This window comes from Microbispora sp. H10885 (assembly GCF_014161415.1).
Taxonomy (GTDB): Bacteria; Actinomycetota; Actinomycetes; order Streptosporangiales; family Streptosporangiaceae; genus Microbispora; species Microbispora triticiradicis.
On the sequence record NZ_JABBWY010000017.1, the window covers coordinates 32,533 to 50,903 of the forward strand.

Consider the following 18,371-nt stretch of genomic DNA (forward strand, 5'->3'; position numbering starts at 1 on the left):
CATTAACGCCAGCCCGGGAGACCGGGGACTCATGCGGAGGAACGAGTGGAGTTCGACGTTGTCGTTGAGATTCCCAAGGGACAACGGAACAAGTACGAGGTGGACCACAAGACCGGCCGCATTCGCCTGGACCGCATGCTCTTCACGTCGACCCAGTACCCCGCTGACTACGGGTTCATCGAGGACACGCTGGGCGAGGACGGAGACCCGCTCGACGCGCTGGTGCTGCTCCAGGAGCCGACCTTCCCCGGCTGCCTCATCAAGTGCCGGGCGGTCGGGATGTTCCGGATGACCGACGAGAAGGGCGGCGACGACAAGGTGCTGTGCGTCCCGGCCACCGATCCGCGGATGGAGCACATCCGCGACATCCATCACGTCGCCGAGTTCGACCGGCTGGAGATCCAGCACTTCTTCGAGGTCTACAAGGACCTCGAACCCGGCAAGTCGGTCGAGGGCGCCAACTGGGTCGGACGCACCGAGGCCGAGGCGGAGATCGTCGCCAGCATCAAGCGGTACGAGGAGATCGACCACCAGGACGAGGACCACTGAGCCGGTGCCGCGGGGGGCACTAGGCGGGCCGGGTGGCGCCGACGAGATCATGGCGCCAGATGGGTGAGATGCGGACCACGTCCCCCGTCTGGGGGGCGTGGACCATCAGGCCGCGCCCGATGTAGAGGCCCACGTGATGGATGGTGCCGGGGCTGCGGCTCAGCCTGCCGTAGAACAGCAGGTCGCCGCTGCGCAGTTCCCTGAGCGGGACGTGCCGTCCCGAGGTCCACTGGGTGCCGGTCCAGTGGTCGAGTGAGACCCCCGCCCGCTGCCAGGCCCGCATGGTCAGTCCCGAGCAGTCGAACCCCGACGGGCCGGCCGCGGCCCACACGTACGGTTTGCCGATCTGTTTGAGCGCCCATTGGGCGGCCTCCCCGCCCCGGCCGGACGGCAGCCGGGCCGCCCAGCCCGGGATCGCCATGCCGCTCCGCGCGGGGGGAGCCTGGCGCCGGGATCTCTGCCTGGCCGCGCTCCTCGCCTGTCTCAGCTCGTCGACGCGGGCGCGAGCGGCGTCCAGGCGTTCGGAGATCTCCTCTTTCTCCCGCTCGATCAGCCGGGTCTGATCGAGCTGGTCCGCGACGGCCCGCTGCGCCGCGTCCCTCGCCTGCCGGACCTGGTCGGCGGTGCGGGACTGCTCGGCGTACGCGCGGGCCGCCTGTTCTCGGAGGATCTCGTAGATCTTCCGCGCGTCGTCCATCTCCGCGAGCGTCGCGTTCTGTTCGTCGCCGAGTTGCGTCAGCACGCTGGCTCTTCGCAGGAACCCGTCCGCGTCGTCCCAGCCGCCGAGCACGGCCGCGGCGGACGGCGCCAGCCGCAGCCGGCCGTACCCCTGGGCCACCCGGGTCATCACCACGCTCCGCAACCGGTCGAACTCGCCGGCCGCCTGGCCGACCCGCCGCTCCGACTGCTCGTAGGCGGCGCGCGCCTGCTCCAGGCGTACGAGCTCTCCGTTGTAGGCCTCGACCAGCCGCTCGGCGTCGGCGTCCAGCGCGTCCCGGCGGGCCTGGGCGGTGGCGAGATCGGCCGAGGCTCTGCCCAGCTCCCGCGCCCGCTCCTGCACCTGCTGCCGCGCCCTGGCGACGTCCTTCGACGACGGCTTCGGATCGGCTCCCGCCGGGGCCCCCAACGTGAGGACCAGACTTGACCCGAGCCCGGCGACCAGCCCCGATGCCCTGAGGAGTGGCATTCCTTCCCCTTCCCTGCTCCACTCCCCTCAGTTCCCAGCGACTACTCTCCGTACACATCTAAGGTACGCCCAGTAATTGGCCTATGTGATAGGTCGTCCTTTTTGCCGGAGGAAGAGGGGGCCGGGTGCGGGCTCGGAAGCCGGCGGGCAGTCCCCTCCTCCACGCCGGTGGCCCGGCGTGCGCGGATAGTGGAAACGTCCTTCGTGATGATGCTGGTGCTCACGGTGGGGCGGGCGGCGTCCCGGCCAGTGCGCCGGCGGCGGCCCGCCCCTCGGTGGGCCGCCGGTGGGCGGATCCGTGGGGTCGTCGCCGGAGCCGCCGGGGTCGTCCGGGCCGCCCGGGCCGCCAGAACCCGGACCACCGGAACCCGGACCGCCCGAGCCGGGGTCGTCGCCGGACCCGGGGTCCGGCGGCGTGGCGGTCTCGCCGGGCGGCGACGGCGCGGAGCCGGAGGGCCTGGTCGTGGGTGGGGTCCTGGGCGGGGTCGTGGGCGGCGCCGCCGGGCTGCGCGTCGGCTCGTGGTGACGCGGGGGCCGGACGGTGGCCGGAGGCACCGGAGCGGGCAGGGGCGCCGGCCGGGGCAGGACGACCGGATCGGCACGCCGTACGGAGCCACCGGGCTCGGCCTTGTCCCCCGAGTCCGAGGGCTCGGGTGAGCGGCCGTCCCCGTCGTCCGAAGATCCAGGGGAGGCCGTGTCCCCGGCGTCCCCGGCCGGGCCGGAACCGGTCACGGCCGGGGCCTCGGCCGCCGGAGGCCGGTGGCCGACGAACGAGTCGGCGGCCCGCTCACGCAGGTCACCGGCGAACTGGGCGAACACGAGCGCGATCGTCGCCACCGCCGCGACCGCCGCCACCGCGCCGGCCACGGCCTGGGCGAGCCGCCCCTCGCGCCGCGCCCCCGCCCTGGGGAAGCCCGCCGCGCTCAGCCCGCCGACGCGTTTGGCGACGTACCGCCGGTAGGGCACGAGCTCGGGATCGATGAAGCTGCTGAGCACCCGCACCCGCAGCGTCTCGGGCAGGGCGACCCGGGGCAGCAGGGAGAACACCTTGGCCGGGGAGACCTGCCGGACGCGGTGCCGCGCGCAGGTCTCGCAACGGGCGATGTGACGGGTGAGCTGTCCGCGCGTCTGCGGGGTGAGCTCACCGGAGAGGCCCTGGAGGATCGCCGCCGCCCGCTCACAGTCGTGCGAGGCTCGCCGGGCGAGGATCTCGGCCGTCACCGTCTCACGCAGACGTTCGGTGGCGGCGTCGAGGAGGGCCCGGGCGTACCGGTCGCCGGTCCCGAGCACGGCGGCCAGGTCGCCGGTGTCCATGTCGTGCCGGGCGACCAGTTCGAGCACCTCGCGGTCCTCCGCGGACAGCGCGGCCACGGCGCCGCCGGCGGCCAGGCGCAGGTCGGTGTCGCCCTCGCCGTCCCCGGCGCGGGGGAAGGGCGCGGTCGGCACAGGGGTGGCCCCCGGCTCCTGGCCGCCCTCCTCCCCGGGGGTGCGGCGGCGCACGCACTCACCCCTGGCCAGGGCGTACAACCAGGGGCGCAGCATGCCCGGATCGGCGAGCGACCCGACGAGGGCCTCCGCGGCGATCAGCGTGTCGCGCAGGGCGACCTGGGCGGCGTCGGGCCCGGCCAGCAGCGCCCTGCAGTATCGGTAGAGCCCTTCGGCGTAGGTGTCGTAGAGAGCGGACAGCGCCCCCGGATCCCGGGCACGCAACGCCTCCACCAGGACGCCATCATTCATATACGGAGAGTAAATGCTTGGTAACTACCCGCTCCACCCATTCGGCCGAAGTCGTTTCCTCCGTCCGTCCGTCTGACGGACGAACATCCTTCTCATCACCATTTGTGTTCATCGGCCCGCGCAGCGGCGCCGACGGGAGACGATGCGTGGGTGAACGGGCGCAGATCGTGGTGGCCGATCCTGTTTGCTGTGGCAGTGGTCGCCGCACTCGCCGTCGCGGTGAGCATGGTGGGGCATGTGCTCGACCCCGACGACAGGGTCAACCGGGCCGATCTCGGGGCCTTCGTCGTGGCCGCGCTGGCGTTCGCGGCGCCGGTGATCCTGTGGGCCAGACGTAAGGCCACTCCCGCACCACCTGTAGGTGAGGAGACCATCACCGCCGCGAAGACGACCTTGACCAACCTGGTCGCCGAGCAGTGGCGCACCGAGGCGACGATCCGGTCGCTTGGCGATCCCGAACCGATCCCCGTCTCCTGGCACCTGACCGACGACCCGGGCCTGATGGACCATCCCCGCCTGATCGGCCACCAGCCGCTGACCTTCACCGCCACCGGCGACCGGATCCCGCGGCTCGCCGAGAACTTCCGGGCTCTGCATCGCCGCCGGCTGGTCATCACCGGCGGCCCGGGCAGCGGCAAGACCACACTGGCGGTGCAACTGCTGCTGCGCCTCGCCGACGATCACCGCCCCGAGGAACCGGTCCCGGTGCTGTTCACCATCGCCGGCTGGGACACCACCGCGCACCCGCGACTGCACGACTGGCTGGCCGCCCGGCTGGCCCAGGACTACCCGGCCCTGACCAACCCCGCGTACGGGCCCGACGCGGCCGGGACGCTGGTCGGACGCGGCCACATCCTGCCCATCCTGGACGGCCTGGACGAGCTGCCCGGCGACGCCCGCGCCTCGGCGATCGCCGCGCTCAACGGCTCCCTCGCCGAGCGTGACCAGTTCATCCTCACCAGCCGGACCGGCGAACTGGCCGCCGCCCTGGACCAGGCCGGGGACGTGCTGACCGCCGCCGCGGTCATCGCCCCCCGCCCCCTCACCCCGCAGGCCGCCGCCGGCTACGTGCGCACCTGCCTGCCGCCACGCCCCCGCCACGACTGGACTCCCGTCATCGAGGCGCTGGAGAACGCCGACCGGCCGGGCCTGGCCGAGGTGGCCTCCACCGCGCTCGGGCTGTGGCTGATCCGCACCGTCTACATCACCCCCTCCACCGACCCGGCCCCACTGGTCGGCCCCCTCGCCGACGATCCCGGCAGGCTGCGCGCCCACCTGCTCGACCACCTGATCCCCGCCGCCATCCACGCCCGGCCCCCCACCCGCAACCCCGCCGAGCACTTCCGCCCCCGCCAAGCCTGGGATCCCGGCCAGGCCCGCCACTACCTGGCCTACCTCGCCCGCCAACTGACCGCGCACGGCACCCGCGACCTCGCCTGGTGGCACCTGGCCGACCTCACCACCACCCCCGCCCAGCAACGACGTACCGCCGGCGTGGTCGGGCTCGTGGCGGGGCTCATGGCCGGGTTCGCGGGCGTGCTCATCGGCGCGCGCTCGTTCGGGCTCGTGATCGGGTTCATAGCCGGGCTCGTGACCTGGCTTTCTGTCCAGCAGTGGTTCACCGAGACACCTGGCCATGCCGATCTGCGACTCCCTGGACGAACGTCGAGCCTCATCAGACACGTCAGGAGAAAGTTCGTGGTTGAGCTCGTGTACGGGCTCCTGGTGGGGATCTTTGGCGTGCTCATCGGCTGGCTCGTGGTCGAGTTCCTGGGCGTGCTCGTGCTCGGGGTCGTGTTCGGGCTCTTCGGGGTGCTCGTGTTCGGGCTCCTCGACTGGGCGGAACAACCCACGTCGACAAGCATGGCGATCACGCCCCAGTCGATGTGGAACGCCGACAGAACCCTCACCCTTCTACGAACGACAACGTTCGGGCTCGTGAGCGGGCTTGGGGTCGGATTCGGGCTCGGGCTTCTCGGGAGCGCGTTCGGGAGCGCGTTCGGGAGCGGGCTCACGATCGGGCTCATGGGCGGGCTCGTGGAGGGAAAACATCATGCGTGGTTGGGCGCCGGAATCATCATCCGACGTCTGGCCCGGGCGGGGCATGTGCCCCGCAGGCTGATGGCGTTCCTCGACGACGCCCACCGCCTGGGGCTGCTGCGCACGGTCGGGCCTGTCTACCAGTTCCGCCACGCCGACCTGCACGACCATCTCGCGGCCCTGCACACCGAAGCGCCCGAATCCGGGCGATAGGAGGGGTCAGGCCGGTTCGCGTACGGTCATGCCGGCGGCGGCGCATCCCCGGGTGAGCGCGTCGAGACCGAACGCGTCGACGGGGCCGAGGGCGCCGGTGCCGCGCACGCCCTCCGCGAGCGCCGTGGTCGCGGCCCAGGCGAGCATGCCGGCCGTGAACTCGTACGGGTCCCCGCCCGACAGATGGACGGCCGACAGGCGGCGCCCCCGCGCGTCGTAGGCCTCCGCCACGATCCTGGACGACACACCCGCCGCCGGGGCCGGCGTCCCGGTGCCCGTACGAAGCGCCCGGTCGGCCAGCGCCTCGGTGACCCGCCTGGCGCCGGGCAGCGCGGCGATCACCGGGGTCGCCCGGGCCAGCACGCCCGCGGCCTTGGTCAGCCCGCCCAGCCAGCCGAGGTAGACGTTGACCTCCCGCAGTCCGGCGTGCACTGGCGGCAGCGTGAAGTGCTCGGTGGCGCCGATGGACAGGCCGTGCCGCGGCCGGCCGTCCACCAGGAAGCGCCGGGTGCGGCCGTGCTCGGGGACGATGCGGCCCTCGCGGAAGCCGTACATCGGCTCCAGGAGCATCCCCAGCATCGAGGCGCGGGTCCCGGCGCTCGCGCGGCGCGCCATGTCGCCGCCCACGAAGTAGCCGACGTCGACGCGGACGGCGTCCGCGCCCGCCTTGCGGAGGGCCAGGGCCGCGGCGAGGTTGCCGGGGACGTAGTCGTAGCCGAAGGCGGTGATCAGGGCCGCGCCCCGGGTCGCCGCGGCGGGGCCGTACCGCTGGAAGATCCGCTTGATGAACGTGGGCTCGCCCGTGCTGTCGAGGTAGACGGCGCCCGCCTCGGTCGCGGCGGCCACCGCGGCCTCACCCCAGCGGGCGAACGGCCCGACGGTCGAGATCAGCACGTCGCCCGGCGTGACGAGGGCCCGTACGGACTCCGGGCGGCCGACGTCGGCCACCGCGATCGGCACGTCACCGCCCAGTGAGCCGGCGAGCGAGCCGGCGAGGGCGGTCAGCCGCGCCTGGTCCCGGCCCGCCAGCAGCGGCCGGGCCCCGCGCCGGGCGAGCGCCTCGGCGGTCAGTCCGCCGGTGAAACCGGTGGCTCCGAAGAGCACGATCCTGGCCATTCCGCTACGGTAACCCGCCCCTCCTGCCGCTATCGGCGGTGGGCCGCTCACTGGCGCCGATCGTTGTACGGCGGATAGCCGCGGTCCTTGGTGAACGGCGCGGTGGTCGGCGGGATCGTGTGCAGCGGAACCGCCCCGGCCCGCGCCAGATCCTCGTACGCCCGGGCGGTGGAGCCCCAGGTCGTGGCGTACACGTCGGTCGCGCCGACGGCCCCGCGGACGCCGTCGACCGTGATGACGAACCTCCGCTTCGTGCCCGGCCGCACGTCGTCCACGTACGACGTGCGGCCGGCGACCAGCCGGCCCGCGTCGTCGCGCAGCAGGGCCGTCACGGCGAGGGCGCCCGCGGTCCTGCGGAACGGGTCGAGCACGTAGCCGGTGACGAGGTAGGAGCCGTCCGGCTGCTTCTCGGTGAGCACGTCGGAGATCGGGAACCTGAGGAACGCCGACGGTGGCCGCGACGCCGCCCGCCACGAGGCGGGCCGGTAGTCGATCTTCACGCGGACCGGCTGCCCGCCGGTCGTCACCTGACCGCCGAACGCCAGCGGGCGGCCCGGAGGCGCCGCGTCCAGCGGCTGCTCCAGGTGGACGACCTCCTTGCCCGCCGCGTCGACGGCCGTGACCACCGCGACGGCGTTCTCCCCGAAGTGCCCGCGGTTGGGGTTGCTCAGCACCCCCGCCCAGGTCACCGCGTACCCGGCTCCGGAGCGTACGACGGAGGACACCTGCTCCTTGAGGGCCAGCGGCAGCGGGCCCTCCTGCTTGTGCTTGCTCGCGCACGACGCCGTCGCCAGTACGGCGAGGGCGAGGGCGGCGGTTATGCGGCAACGTCGCGTCACTCAGCCGTCATAACCGCTGAAAGGGACGTCCCCTCCCGGACACGCGCGCCCCCGCCGGTATCTTTACCGGCCGCTCAACGCGGGCGGACCACCCGCGTCTCGTCCCACACCGGCTCGGGGGACTCGTACACCCGCCCGTCGGAGCCGAAGACCAGGTAGCGGTCGAAGTCGGCGGCGAACCAGCGGTCGTGGGTGACCGCGAGCACGGTGCCGTCGAAGGCGTCCAGGCCCTGCTGCAGTGCCTCGGCGCTGGCCAGGTCGAGGTTGTCGGTGGGCTCGTCGAGCAGCAGCAGCGTGGCGCCCGACAGTTCGAGCAGCAGGATCTGCAGCCGCGCCTGCTGGCCGCCCGAGAGCGTCTCGAACCTCTGCTCGGCGATCCGCCCGGCCAGCTCGTAGCGGGCCAGCGCCTTCATCGCCTCGTTCTTCAGCCGGGCGTGCTCGGTCATGACGATCTCGCAGGGCGTGCGGCCGAGCAGTTCGGGGCGGGCGTGGGTCTGCGCGAAGTGGCCGGGCACGACCCGCGCGCCGAGTCTGACCACCCCGGCGTGGCGGACCTCCTCGCCCGCCAGCAGCCGCAGGAAGTGGGACTTGCCCGAGCCGTTCGAGCCGAGCACGGCCACCCGCTCGCCGTACCAGACCTCCAGGTCGAACGGCTTCATCAGGCCGGTCAGCTCCAGGCCCTCGGAGATCACCGCCCGTTTGCCCGTACGGCCGCCGCGCAGGCGCATGCTGATGAGCTGGTCCTTGGGCGCGAGCTCCGGCGGCCCGGCCTCCTCGAACCGGCGCAGCCGGGTCTGCGCCGCGTGGTAGGCGGAGGCCATGCCGTCGTTGTAGGTGGCCTTCTGCTTGAGCATGACCACCAGGCGCCTGAGCTTGGCGTGCTCCTCGTCCCAGCGCCGGCGCAGCTCGTCGAGCCGCTCGCTCCGCTCCCTGCGGGCCTGCGCGTACGTCCCGAAGCCGCCGCCGTGGATCCAGACGTTGCCCGACTCGACCGTGACGATCCGGTCGGCGGCGTTGGCGAGAAGCTGGCGGTCGTGGGAGACAAGCAGCACGGTCTTGGGCGTCTCGCGCAGCGCCGTCTCCAGCCACACCTTGCCCGGCACGTCGAGGTAGTTGTCGGGCTCGTCGAGCAGCAGCACCTGGTCGGGGCCGCGCAGCAGCGCCTCCAGGACCAGCCGCTTCTGCTCGCCGCCGGACAGCGTGCCCACCTCGCGGTACTTCACCCGGTCGTACGGCGCGCCGAGCGCGGCCATCGCGCAGGCGTCCCACAGGACCTCGATGTCGTAGCCCCCGGCGTCGCCGTAGTCGGTGATCGCCTGGGCGTACCGCAACTGGGTCTTCTCGTCGTCCCGCTCCATCATGACGAGCTCGGCGGCGTGCAGCCGCTCCGCCGCCGTCCTGACGCGTTCCGGCGCGACGCTCAGCAGCAGGTCCTGGACCGTGCTGCCGTCCCGGATGTTGCCGACGAACTGCCGCATCACCCCGAGGCCGCCCGAGTGCGCGACGGTGCCCTCGACCGGCTGGAGGTCCCCCGCGATCATCCGGAGCAGGGTGGTCTTGCCCGCGCCGTTCGGACCCACCAGGGCCGCCTTGACGCCCTCCCCGACCCGGAACGAGACGTCGTTCAGGAGCATCCTGCCGTCCGGGAGGACATGGGTCAGATGCCCGATCTCAACGTGTCCCACCGTGGGTCTCCTGCCGGGATGTGCTCGTGCGCTTCCCGCGCAGGCTACCTATCCTTTTACACCCGCGGCATCCCGTTTTCCGCCTGTCAACCCAGCGGTATGCGATTCCTGCATAGTACTATTCACCTATGCGGGAACCACCGCCTCCGCTCCTCCCTCTGCTGCGCAGTGCGGCCATGGGAGAGCTGCTCGCGTGGTTGTTCCTCCATCCGGAGAACGAGTACTCGACCACCGACCTCGCTCAGCGGACGGGAGTCTCCCAGTCCACGGTGAGCCGCGAGATGGACCGCTTCGCCGCCGCAGGGCTGACCTCTGAACGACGTCACGGCAATCTCCGCTTGATCCGGGCGAACACCGAAACCATCGTCGCGCGACCGCTGATCGATCTACTGGCGGTCACCTTCGGGCCGGCCGCCGTGCTGCCTCCGCTGCTCGAGGACGTCACCGGTATAGATGAGGCCTACATCTACGGCTCCTGGGCGGCCCGGTACGCCGGACGAGCCGGTCCTCCCCCGCGCGACGTGGACGTACTCGTGATCGGTACCGCAGACTTGGACGACCTGTACGAGGCGGCGCGTACGGCCGAAAACGTCCTTGGACGCGAGGTGAACATCAGCAGGATCTCCACGGATGCCTGGGCGGATCACAACGATCCGTTCGTCGCCGCGCTCAAGGACAACCCCCTCTTTCAACTGTCGGCTGAGCGGAGCACACCGTGAGATGGGCTCAGGGTCGCGACCGCATCGACACGATGCTGTCGGCGGGTCAGCTGGAGCGGGTGCCTCCCAGCAGGAAACACTCGGACGCGATGCTGAGACAGGCAGAGCGACACATCGATCTCGCCAGAATCGGCATGCACGCCGATCCTGTCGGGGCGTATCAACTCCTCTACGACGCGAGCAGGAAGGCTCTGGCATCGATCCTGGAGAACCAGGGCCTACGCGCCACCAGCAGGGGAGGGCACCTCGCCGTCCTCGACGCGGTGACCGCGCAACTGGATCCGCCCCTCGGCCGCGTGCTGCGTTCCTTCGACCGCATGCGTCGCCGACGGAACGGAGCCGAGTACCCCAGGCCGGAGACTCCCGACATAACGGCCGAGGACGTGGTCGAAGACTTGAGACGAGCCGAGGAGTTCCTGGCCCTCGCCCGCAAGGTTCTGGACCAGATGAGCCCGTACTGATCCCGGCCTGGGCTTCGGCGGGCCCATGCTGGTGGGTTCGGCTCGGGCCGTACGGGAAGCATGGGGCGGAGGCGGGACGGAGGGAGGCGGGCGATGGCGCGGGGGGAGCCCTCGGTTGCGGCCACCGGCGAGTGGCGGGACGAGGACGGGGTGCGCAAGCCGGCGGGCGAGGCCCACGCCTGGTGGCCAGGGACCAACCAGACCGTGTGCGGCCTCGCGCTGAGCCGCTCGGGGCTGTACCGGTTCCACCACGTGCCGTGGCCCGACTCCTTCCCCGAGTCCGGCGGGGCCGCCGACGAGGTGCGGCGGGTCTGTCCCCGCTGCCGGGCCGCGACCGGGAAGGGCAGGGGACGCCTCTGGCAGCGGACCTCCCCCAGGCCGTGACCCGTCACCGTGACGCGGAGGCCTCGCTCCGGTCGGGGCGCATTCTTTTCCTCGACCGCGAAACGTCTTGACTCGACGGCGCATCACTCGGAAATAGCCTGACATTTCACGGGATTGCCACGTCGAAGGGGCGGATATGTCACCGCGCACCGATCCCATCCTCGACTGCCCGATCGACCAGGTCCCGGACAGCCGGGAGTTCGTCGAGGCCGCCATGTGCTGGCATTTCAGCCCCGAGACCGGCTCGCCGTTCTGGCTGGAACGGGCGAGGACGCTCGGCTTCGACCCGCGCGCGGACGTGCACTCCTTCGAGGACCTGCGGCACTTCCCCAACGTGACCAACGAACTGCGCGAGGTCCGGGTGGAGGACCTCATCCCGAGGGGATACGGCCCGGACGCGGCGGTGGCCGGCGTGTTCGAGAGCGGCGGCACCACCGGACCGCCCAAGCGGGTCGTCGTCCTCCGCGACTGGCTGGACCGGCTGATGCACCGGCTCGAACAGGACCTGGAGGCGAGGGGCTACCCCGAGAGCGGCAACTGGCTGTCGCTCGGCCCGACCGGGCCGCACATCTTCGGAGAGCTGGTCCGCCGGCAGGCCGAGCGGCGCGGCGGCATCCGGCTCACCGTCGACATGGACCCGCGCTGGGTGAAGAGGAGCATCGCCGAGGGCCGCGCCGAGGAGGCGGAACGCTACGCCGAGCATCTGATCGACCAGAGCGCCCACCTCCTCCACACCCAGGACGTGCGGGTCATGGTGACCACCCCTCCGCTGCTGACCCGGCTGGCCCGCAGGGACGCGCTGGTCAGTCTGGTCAACGAGAAGGTCTCCGTGATCGGCTGGAGCGGCGCGCACATGGACCCCGACACCCACTACCTGCTCCGTACGGAGGTCTTCCCGGGCGTGCGGCTGTACGGCATGTACGGCAGCACGATGATCCTGGGCGGGCTGCCCGAGCGCGTCGTGCCGCCGGAGCAGGACGTGGTCGTCTTCGACGGCCTCTCGCCGTACATCGCCTTCCAGGTGGTCGACCCGCGGACCGGGGAGAGCGTGCGGATCGGCGACCGCGGCCAGGTCGTGATGCACCACGTGAGCAAGAGCTTCCTGCTGCCCAACAACCTGGAGCGCGACCTGGCCACCCGCGTGGCCGCGCCGCCGGGACAGACGGGGGACTCCGTGGCCGACGTCGGGCCGCTCCCCACGTTCGAGGACGAGCCGGTCATCGAGGGGGTGTACTGATGGACGAGCCCATCCAGCTCGACGCCCTCGGCGCGGGCGGGCCGTACCGCAGCCGCAGCCGGCTGCCCATCCGCGAGCTGGGCGGGCGGCCGGTCGCCGAGCTGAGCCTGGTGCCGCGGCTCTACGTGCAGCGGACGATGGCGGCCCTGCACCGGGCGCGCACCATGCCGGCCGACGAGCGTGTGTCGGCCCTCACCCGCGCGGGACGGCTGTTCGAGACGGGCGTCGTCGGCGGCCTCGGCGCCGAGGAGTACCGGCACATCGTCAGCCGCGTGTCGGGGATGCCGATCACCGTGGTCCGCTCGGCGGCGTCCGGCATCGCGCACCGGGCGGGCGAGGCGTACCGCACGACCCGGTACGCCCGGCCCGAGGGCGCGGTGGACGACTGGCGTGACCCGCTCACCCGCAGTGGGCAGGCGGTCTGGACCCGGCGCGGGGACGTCTTCGCCGTGCACGCGGCGGGCAATCATCCGGGTGTGCACACGCTGTGGCTGGAGGCCCTGGCGATGGGCTACCGGGTCGCGGTGCGCCCCTCCCGGCGCGAGCCGTTCACTCCGCACCGCCTGATCACCGCGCTGCGCGAGTCGGGATTCGGCGAGGACCAGGTGGCGCTCCTGCCGACCGACTACAGCGTGGCCGACGACGTCATCAGGGACGCGGACCTCGCGATGGTGTACGGCGGCGAGGAGGTCGTGAGCAAGTACGGCGACGACGTGCGGGTGCTGCCGCAGGGCCCGGGGCGGTCGAAGATCCTGCTCACCGAGGACGACTGGGAGCGCCATCTCGGCACGATCGTCGAGTCGGTCAGCGCGTTCGGCGGGACGGCCTGCGTGAACACCACCGCCGTCTTCGTCCGGGGCGATCCCGCGCCCGTCGCCGCGGCCGTCGCGGAACGGCTGGCCGCGATCCCGAGCCTGCCGCCGGAGGACGACGCCGCGGTGCTGCCCGTCCAGCCGGTCGCGGATGCGCGGGCGGTCGAGAAGTACCTGCTCGACCACGTGGACGGCGCGACGCCGCTGCTCGGCGGGGACGGGATCGTGCACGACCTCGGCGACGGCAGCGGGGTGCTGCGGCCGGCGGTCTTCCTGGTGGACCGGCCCGACGCGCCGCAGACGGGCATCGAGCTGTCGTTCCCGTGCGTGTGGTTCGCGCCCTGGAGCCCGGCCGACGGCGTCGGGCCGCTCAGGAACACGCTGGTGCTGACCGCCGTGACGCGGGACGACGACCTGGTCGACCGCCTCGTGGACGACCCGTCGATCAGGAACGTCTATCTGGGCGACGCCCCCACGTTCTGGATGCCGCAGTGGGTCCCGCACGACGCCTATCTCGGCGAGTTCCTCATGCGCACGAAGGGCGTCATCCGCGCTTAAAAATGTGGAAACCGCCCAGTAGATTCTGGGCATGCACGGCAGATCCCGCTGGCTGCGCCGCCTCCTGTGGACGCTCGCCGTCGTCGTGACGCTCGGCCTGGCCGCCGTCGGCGGCGCCGGCTGGTACTACTCGGGCTTCGTGATCGACCCGGTGCACGAGGCCGGCTATCCGCTGGAGGTCACGGCCGTCCGCGGGGACGAGGTCACGATCAAGGGCGGCACCGACACGGCCTCCCCCGGCACGTACGGCCTGACCTGGTCGGACGGCAACGCGCTGCTGGGACCGGCGACCGCGGCCGGGGCCGGCGCGGTGACCAGGAAGGTCACCCGGGTCGTCCGCGGCGAACTGCGCCCGGGGGTGCGCGCCTACCTCGACCGATGGCTGTGGGGGCACGCGACCCCGGCCGCCGCGGGCGTTCCGTACACGGACGTGACGATCCCCTCGCCGCTCGGCGGTTTCCCCGGCTGGCGCACCGAGGGCGTCTCGCGGACCTGGGTGATCGCGGTGCACGGACGGAACGGCGGCCCCGGGGAGGCGCTGCGCGTGCTGCCGGTTTTCCACAGCCTGGGGATGCCGGTGCTGGGCATCACCTACCGCAACGACGAGGGCGCCCCGGCGAGCCCGGACGGCAAGCTCCACCTCGGCGCCACCGAGTGGCGTGACGTGGCCGCGGCGATCGCCTACGCCCGGCGGCAGGGCGCGACCGGCATCGTGCTGTACGGCTGGTCGATGGGCGGCGGCATCGTGCCCATGACCGTGCGGAAGCTGCCCGGCGAGCCGATCAAGGCGATGATCCTCGACAGCCCGGTCGTCGACTGGCGGGCGCCCATCGCCCTCGGGGCCGAGCAGATGGGCGTCCCGGGCTTCCTCGTACCGGTGGGCGAATGGGTGGTCGAACGGCGTACCGGCCTGTCGTTCGACGACCTGGACCACCTGCGCCACGCCCGCGAGTTCAAGGTCCCGGCCCTGGTCTTCGTGGACGACGACGACGCGACCGTGCCGCCCGGTCCCGCGCTGCGCTTCGCCGAGGCCCGGCCCGACATCGTCAGGCTCGTACGGACCGCCGGGGGCGGGCACACCGGATCGTGGAACGCCGGCCCCGCCCGTTACGAGCGGGAACTCAAGGAGTTCGTCACGTCCCTGTGACGGCGGGGATCGCGACGGTCATCGAGGTTTTGACCAGGGTGAAGCCCAGCCGCTCGTAGACGCGCCTGGCCGGGTTGCCCTCGGTCACGGCCAGGCCCAGCCGGTCCCATCCCGTGGCGCACGCCCTCTCGCGGACCGCGGCCAGCATCCGGGCGCCGAGGCCGGACGGCGTACGGCCGGGGTGCCGGAAGACCTCGGTCACCCAGGCCAGGTCGCCGAAGCGGTTGACCAGGACGCCTCCGGCCACCGTGTCGCTCTCGTCCACGGCCAGGACGCTGCAGGGCAGGAGCTCGCCGAGCATCTCCCCCGTCAGCAGCGGGACGAGCTCCTCGCGCAGCGCCGTGGCCTTGTCCTTGCTCCGGTGGTCCACATGGCCCGGAGGATAGGCCGCCCATATGGCCGGGAGCAGGTCCTCCGGCGCGCGGTCGCAGGAGACGAACCGGTAGCCCTCGGGAGCGGCGGAGTCGGCGGGTGGCGCCGTACGCAGGTCGCAGGTCATCTGGTGGGCGTGCCGCATCAGGCGGGCGCCGTGCGCGAGCAGTTCCCGGCCGAGATCGGGCGGCCCCGCCACGGCCCACCCGGGCAGCTTCTCCAGGATCGCGCTCACCGGGTCCGGGCCCAGCACCTCCACCTGGTCGGCGCACGGCAGGCCGTACCTCTCGCCCTCGGTGTAGCTGATCGCCGGGGAACCGCCGGGCCCGGCCAGAGTCACTCGTCGCACGAAGCAGAGGTTCGCGCGGCATCCCCTGGCAGGCAACCCTTTTTTCCCGGAGCACGCCCTCTTGCTCCGGGTCCTCCCGGAGAACGTCCGGGAAAAAGATGGCGCGGCCGGGAACAACGGGCCCGGGCACGTGGTTTGATGAAGCGTGGCCGGTGTGCAGGTGTCCCCGGGCCTCACCTAATTTGCCTTCGCGGACTACCGTTCGGCTGGAGCCGCGTTGTGCCTTTCGCCGAGAGGCGACCCGGCACCGGCACCACACGTGCGGGACCCCGGCAGGAGATCCTCCTGCCGGGGTCCTGGCGTGTTCGGGGAGCATCGGCGTGTTCCGGAAGCACGAGCGTGTTCCGCGAGCACAGGCGCGTTCCGGAAGCACGAGCGTGTTCCGGAAGCACCCGGCCCATGGGCATCCCTTCCCCCTGCCGACCGCGTGGAATTGTCGGTGACGGATGTCACGATGCGTTCATGCCCGTACCGGATCGCGAGTCGATCTCCTCCTACTGGGACGCGGCGGCGGACACGTTCGACGACGAAGCCGACCACGGGCTTCGTGACCTCGGGATCCGCGCCGCCTGGGCGGGGCGGCTGCGCTCCTGGATGCCGCGGCCCCCGTCCGACGTCCTCGATCTGGGCTGCGGCACCGGCTCGCTGACACTGCTGCTGGCGGAGCAGGGACACCGGCCCGTCGGGCTGGACCTCTCACCGAGGATGGCCGAGACGGCCCGCCGCAAGCTCGCCTCGGCGGGCTTCGCGGTGACCGTCCTCGTCGGGGACGCGAGCGACCCTCCCGCCGCCGGCGCCTCCTTCGACGTGGTCCTGGCCCGGCACCTGGTGTGGACCCTGCCCGCGCCGGAACGCGCGCTGCGCACCTGGATGAGCCTGCTGCGCCCGCACGGCCGACTGGTCCTGATCGAGGGCAACTGGCGGTCCTCCGACGACGGCCCGCCGTACGTCGCCGGAGCCCACGCGCTGCCGTGGCTCGGCGGAGTGAGCGCCGGACCGCTCCTGGACGTCCTCCGGCCGTACGCCGCGAGTGTGCGGGTGGAGCCGCTGACCGATCCCGTGCTGTGGGGCAAAACGATCCACGACGAGCGCTACGCCGTCATCGCCCGCCGCTGACAGGAAAGCGGGGAAAACTCGCAACACCGGAAACGTAATAGTGCCGGAAACGGCTGATCGCATCGGCGTGGACAGGGCAGGGCAAAACGCGGACCGGTCATCCCGCCGTTCAATGGCACGGATGCTCATCAGGTCATACGGAATTACGCCGTGAACGGCCCGGGAGGGGTCAATTCGCCTGGACGGGCTCCGGCGGGGGTGCCAAGGATTGAGATGCACCCGATCGCTGATCGGAGAGGAGTATCTCTATGCACGGCACTCGATTCTCATTACTGCTGGGTCCGGCAGTCCTTACCGCTGTATCGCTCTGGCCGGCCATCGCCTCGGCCTCCACCGTCCACCCGTCCGGCGCCCTGGCGGCCGCCGCGCTGAGCGCGCCGCGGGCCGAGGAGCCGGGCTACCTCGGCGAGGAATCAGAGGAGGCGGCGGAGCAGAGCGTACGCGCGTACGAAGAGAGCGGGTTCGGGCGGGAGAGCGAAAGCGCCCTGGAAAGCGGTTCGAGCGGTTCGAGCGAGGAGTCGGAAGAGGCCGAGGAGTCCGAGGAGGCCGGGGAGTCGGCGAGCAACCTCGCCCTCCACTCCCGGTCCTCGCTGGGGGCGTCCTCACTGCGTGAGTCGTCCCTCAGGAGTCCGTCGCTCAGGAGTTCCTCGCTGCGCGAGGTCTCCTACAGCCGTCCGCTCAGCTACAGCCGGACGATCACCTATCAGCGGCCGGTCACCCAGATGCGCATGGTGACCGAGAGCCGCCCGGTCACCTACACGCGTCAGGTCACCTTCCAGCGGCCGGTGTCCGAGACGCACATGGTCACCCGGATGCGCCCGGTCACGGAAACGCGCCAGGTCAGCTTCCAGCGGCCGATCCAGCAGACGCGGTTCGTCACGGAGAGCCGCCCGGTCACGCAGTACGTGTCCTACCAGCGGCCTATCCAGCAGACGCGGTACGTCACCGAGAGCCGCCCGGTCACCCGGTACGTCAGCTACCAGCGGCCGGTGGTCCACTACGTCACCGAGCAGAAGGCGGTGACCGAGCAGCAGACCTACCAGCGGCCGATCAAGGAGACGCGGTACGTCACCGAGAGCCGCCCGGTGACCAGGCAGGTCAGCTTCCAGCGGCCGATCACCGAGACACGGTTCGTCACCGAGAGCCGTCCGGTCAGCTACACCCGGATGGTGCCGGAGACGCACCCGGTGACCAGCACGCACATGGTCAGCGAGAGCCGTCCGGTCAGCTACACGCGCATGGAGACCTTCCAGCGCCCGATCGCGGAGACGCACTACGTCACCGAGAGCCGGCAGATCGCCTACCAGCCGTCGCTCGGCTCCAGCTCGTCCAGCTCGTCCAGCGAGGAGTGCGAGTAGTGAGGTGAGAGTTGAACCCGGCGCGTCACCGGCCGGGTCGACGAAGGGCACGGGCCATGCCGCCCGTGCCCTTCCACACGTCCGTACGGGCTCAGGCCTCGCTGGCGTGGGCCGCCAGGATGCGCCAGCCGTACTCGTCGGAGTGCACCCACGTGCGCGTGTAGCGCAACCGGCCGCCGAACGGCACGCCCGCGAACTCGCCCTCCAGCGTGCCGAGGAAGCAGGTCACCCCGGTCGTCCCCGAGACGAGGACGGTGAGGTCCTCCTGGACGACCTTCTTCATGACCTGGGTGCGCGAGCGGTGGTTGTGCAGGTCCAGCTCCTTGGCCTCCGGGTACAGCCGCCCGTCGGGAGGCCCGGTGAAGACGAGCCGCTCGTCGAGCAGCCGGTCGAGTTCCTCAACGTCACCGTTGAGCTGGGCGTTCTGCAACCTCCGCTCGGCCTCGTACAGCTCGTCCAGAAGAGTGCCTGCCATGTCGGTCCTCTCCGTCGT

The 18,371-nt window shown here is 71.9% G+C and carries 17 protein-coding genes; 10 read left to right on the forward strand and 7 right to left on the reverse strand.

What is annotated here, in order from left to right; genetic code table 11:
- Nucleotides 1-45 precede the first annotated feature (45 nt).
- Nucleotides 46-549, forward strand: a complete 504-nt coding sequence (locus HHX37_RS33545) for an inorganic diphosphatase (RefSeq protein ID WP_182887961.1) — start codon at nt 46-48, stop codon at nt 547-549.
- Between the two features lie 19 nt (nt 550-568).
- Here HHX37_RS33545 and HHX37_RS33550 read toward each other — a convergent pair whose 3' ends face one another.
- A complete protein-coding gene (locus tag HHX37_RS33550; protein ID WP_182887962.1) occupies nt 569-1,735 on the reverse strand; it encodes an NlpC/P60 family protein in 1,167 nt (388 codons plus the stop codon).
- A gap of 81 nt (nt 1,736-1,816) precedes the next feature.
- The gene (locus HHX37_RS33555; RefSeq protein ID WP_182887963.1) at nt 1,817-3,472 is read right to left on the reverse strand and encodes a hypothetical protein; all 1,656 of its coding nucleotides are present in this window, start codon (nt 3,470-3,472) and stop codon (nt 1,817-1,819) included.
- Nucleotides 3,473-3,661: 189 nt separating this feature from the next.
- Between HHX37_RS33555 and HHX37_RS33560 the strand changes: the two genes are divergently transcribed.
- Complete coding sequence (locus tag HHX37_RS33560; protein ID WP_182887964.1) at nt 3,662-5,725, forward strand: NACHT domain-containing protein; 2,064 nt, start codon at nt 3,662-3,664, stop codon at nt 5,723-5,725.
- 6 nt (nt 5,726-5,731) lie between these two features.
- Here the strand turns inward: HHX37_RS33560 and HHX37_RS33565 are convergent, their stop codons facing one another.
- The 3 genes from HHX37_RS33565 to HHX37_RS33575 all read right to left on the reverse strand — a co-directional run bounded on the left by HHX37_RS33565 (nt 5,732) and on the right by HHX37_RS33575 (nt 9,365).
- Nucleotides 5,732-6,841, reverse strand: a complete 1,110-nt coding sequence (locus HHX37_RS33565; RefSeq protein WP_182887965.1) for a saccharopine dehydrogenase — start codon at nt 6,839-6,841, stop codon at nt 5,732-5,734.
- 47 nt (nt 6,842-6,888) lie between these two features.
- Nucleotides 6,889-7,680 (reverse strand): hypothetical protein, encoded by a 792-nt coding sequence (locus tag HHX37_RS33570; protein WP_182887966.1) that lies wholly within the window; start codon nt 7,678-7,680, stop codon nt 6,889-6,891.
- Between the two features lie 74 nt (nt 7,681-7,754).
- Nucleotides 7,755-9,365 (reverse strand): ABC-F family ATP-binding cassette domain-containing protein, encoded by a 1,611-nt coding sequence (locus tag HHX37_RS33575; RefSeq protein ID WP_111697810.1) that lies wholly within the window; start codon nt 9,363-9,365, stop codon nt 7,755-7,757.
- A gap of 176 nt (nt 9,366-9,541) precedes the next feature.
- Between HHX37_RS33575 and HHX37_RS33580 the strand changes: the two genes are divergently transcribed.
- From HHX37_RS33580 to HHX37_RS33605, 6 genes are all read left to right on the forward strand, one after another.
- The gene (locus tag HHX37_RS33580) at nt 9,542-10,084 is read left to right on the forward strand and encodes a hypothetical protein (RefSeq protein WP_220503363.1); all 543 of its coding nucleotides are present in this window, start codon (nt 9,542-9,544) and stop codon (nt 10,082-10,084) included.
- Nucleotides 10,081-10,545, forward strand: coding sequence for a hypothetical protein (locus HHX37_RS33585; protein WP_220503364.1), 465 nt, complete (start codon nt 10,081-10,083; stop codon nt 10,543-10,545). The genes HHX37_RS33580 and HHX37_RS33585 overlap by 4 nt, the downstream gene beginning before the upstream one ends.
- Nucleotides 10,546-10,638: 93 nt before the next feature.
- Nucleotides 10,639-10,929, forward strand: coding sequence for a hypothetical protein (locus HHX37_RS33590; protein WP_182887968.1), 291 nt, complete (start codon nt 10,639-10,641; stop codon nt 10,927-10,929).
- A gap of 136 nt (nt 10,930-11,065) precedes the next feature.
- The gene (locus HHX37_RS33595) at nt 11,066-12,166 is read left to right on the forward strand and encodes a phenazine antibiotic biosynthesis protein (protein WP_182887969.1); all 1,101 of its coding nucleotides are present in this window, start codon (nt 11,066-11,068) and stop codon (nt 12,164-12,166) included.
- Nucleotides 12,166-13,536, forward strand: coding sequence for an aldehyde dehydrogenase family protein (locus HHX37_RS33600; protein WP_182882411.1), 1,371 nt, complete (start codon nt 12,166-12,168; stop codon nt 13,534-13,536). The genes HHX37_RS33595 and HHX37_RS33600 overlap by 1 nt, the downstream gene beginning before the upstream one ends.
- Nucleotides 13,537-13,567: 31 nt before the next feature.
- The gene (locus HHX37_RS33605) at nt 13,568-14,683 is read left to right on the forward strand and encodes an alpha/beta hydrolase family protein (RefSeq protein WP_182887970.1); all 1,116 of its coding nucleotides are present in this window, start codon (nt 13,568-13,570) and stop codon (nt 14,681-14,683) included.
- Here the strand turns inward: HHX37_RS33605 and HHX37_RS38030 are convergent.
- On the reverse strand, nt 14,670-15,404 hold the full coding sequence (locus HHX37_RS38030; RefSeq protein WP_182887971.1) for a GNAT family N-acetyltransferase: 735 nt from the start codon (nt 15,402-15,404) through the stop codon (nt 14,670-14,672). The two genes, HHX37_RS33605 and HHX37_RS38030, sit on opposite strands and share 14 nt — an antisense overlap.
- 462 nt (nt 15,405-15,866) lie before the next feature.
- On the opposite strand from HHX37_RS38030, the gene HHX37_RS33615 reads away from it, so the two are divergent.
- Together HHX37_RS33615 and HHX37_RS33620 are read left to right on the forward strand one after the other, a co-directional pair.
- Entirely contained in the window at nt 15,867-16,520 is a 654-nt protein-coding gene (locus HHX37_RS33615) for a class I SAM-dependent methyltransferase (RefSeq protein WP_182882414.1), read from the forward strand.
- Nucleotides 16,521-16,768: 248 nt separating this feature from the next.
- Complete coding sequence (locus HHX37_RS33620) at nt 16,769-17,878, forward strand: hypothetical protein (RefSeq protein ID WP_182887972.1); 1,110 nt, start codon at nt 16,769-16,771, stop codon at nt 17,876-17,878.
- A 91-nt stretch (nt 17,879-17,969) separates the two neighbouring features.
- Here HHX37_RS33620 and HHX37_RS33625 read toward each other — a convergent pair whose 3' ends face one another.
- Nucleotides 17,970-18,353, reverse strand: coding sequence for a nuclear transport factor 2 family protein (locus HHX37_RS33625; protein WP_182887973.1), 384 nt, complete (start codon nt 18,351-18,353; stop codon nt 17,970-17,972).
- Nucleotides 18,354-18,371: the final 18 nt, after the last annotated feature.

What these genes read in the sequence shown, in the direction of transcription:
- HHX37_RS33605 (WP_182887970.1), top strand. Translation starts at nt 13,568, where the DNA reads ATGCACGGCAGATCCCGCTGGCTGCGCCGCCTCCTGTGGACGCTCGCC.
- HHX37_RS33590 (WP_182887968.1), top strand. Translation starts at nt 10,639, where the DNA reads ATGGCGCGGGGGGAGCCCTCGGTTGCGGCCACCGGCGAGTGGCGGGAC.
- HHX37_RS33620 (WP_182887972.1), top strand. Translation starts at nt 16,769, where the DNA reads ATGCACGGCACTCGATTCTCATTACTGCTGGGTCCGGCAGTCCTTACC.
- HHX37_RS33595 (WP_182887969.1), top strand. Translation starts at nt 11,066, where the DNA reads ATGTCACCGCGCACCGATCCCATCCTCGACTGCCCGATCGACCAGGTC.
- HHX37_RS33565 (WP_182887965.1), bottom strand. Translation starts at nt 6,841, where the DNA reads ATGGCCAGGATCGTGCTCTTCGGAGCCACCGGTTTCACCGGCGGACTG.
- HHX37_RS33550 (WP_182887962.1), bottom strand. Translation starts at nt 1,735, where the DNA reads ATGCCACTCCTCAGGGCATCGGGGCTGGTCGCCGGGCTCGGGTCAAGT.
- HHX37_RS33555 (WP_182887963.1), bottom strand. Translation starts at nt 3,472, where the DNA reads ATGAATGATGGCGTCCTGGTGGAGGCGTTGCGTGCCCGGGATCCGGGG.
- HHX37_RS33600 (WP_182882411.1), top strand. Translation starts at nt 12,166, where the DNA reads ATGGACGAGCCCATCCAGCTCGACGCCCTCGGCGCGGGCGGGCCGTAC.
- HHX37_RS33580 (WP_220503363.1), top strand. Translation starts at nt 9,542, where the DNA reads ATGGGAGAGCTGCTCGCGTGGTTGTTCCTCCATCCGGAGAACGAGTAC.
- HHX37_RS33615 (WP_182882414.1), top strand. Translation starts at nt 15,867, where the DNA reads ATGCCCGTACCGGATCGCGAGTCGATCTCCTCCTACTGGGACGCGGCG.
- HHX37_RS33625 (WP_182887973.1), bottom strand. Translation starts at nt 18,353, where the DNA reads ATGGCAGGCACTCTTCTGGACGAGCTGTACGAGGCCGAGCGGAGGTTG.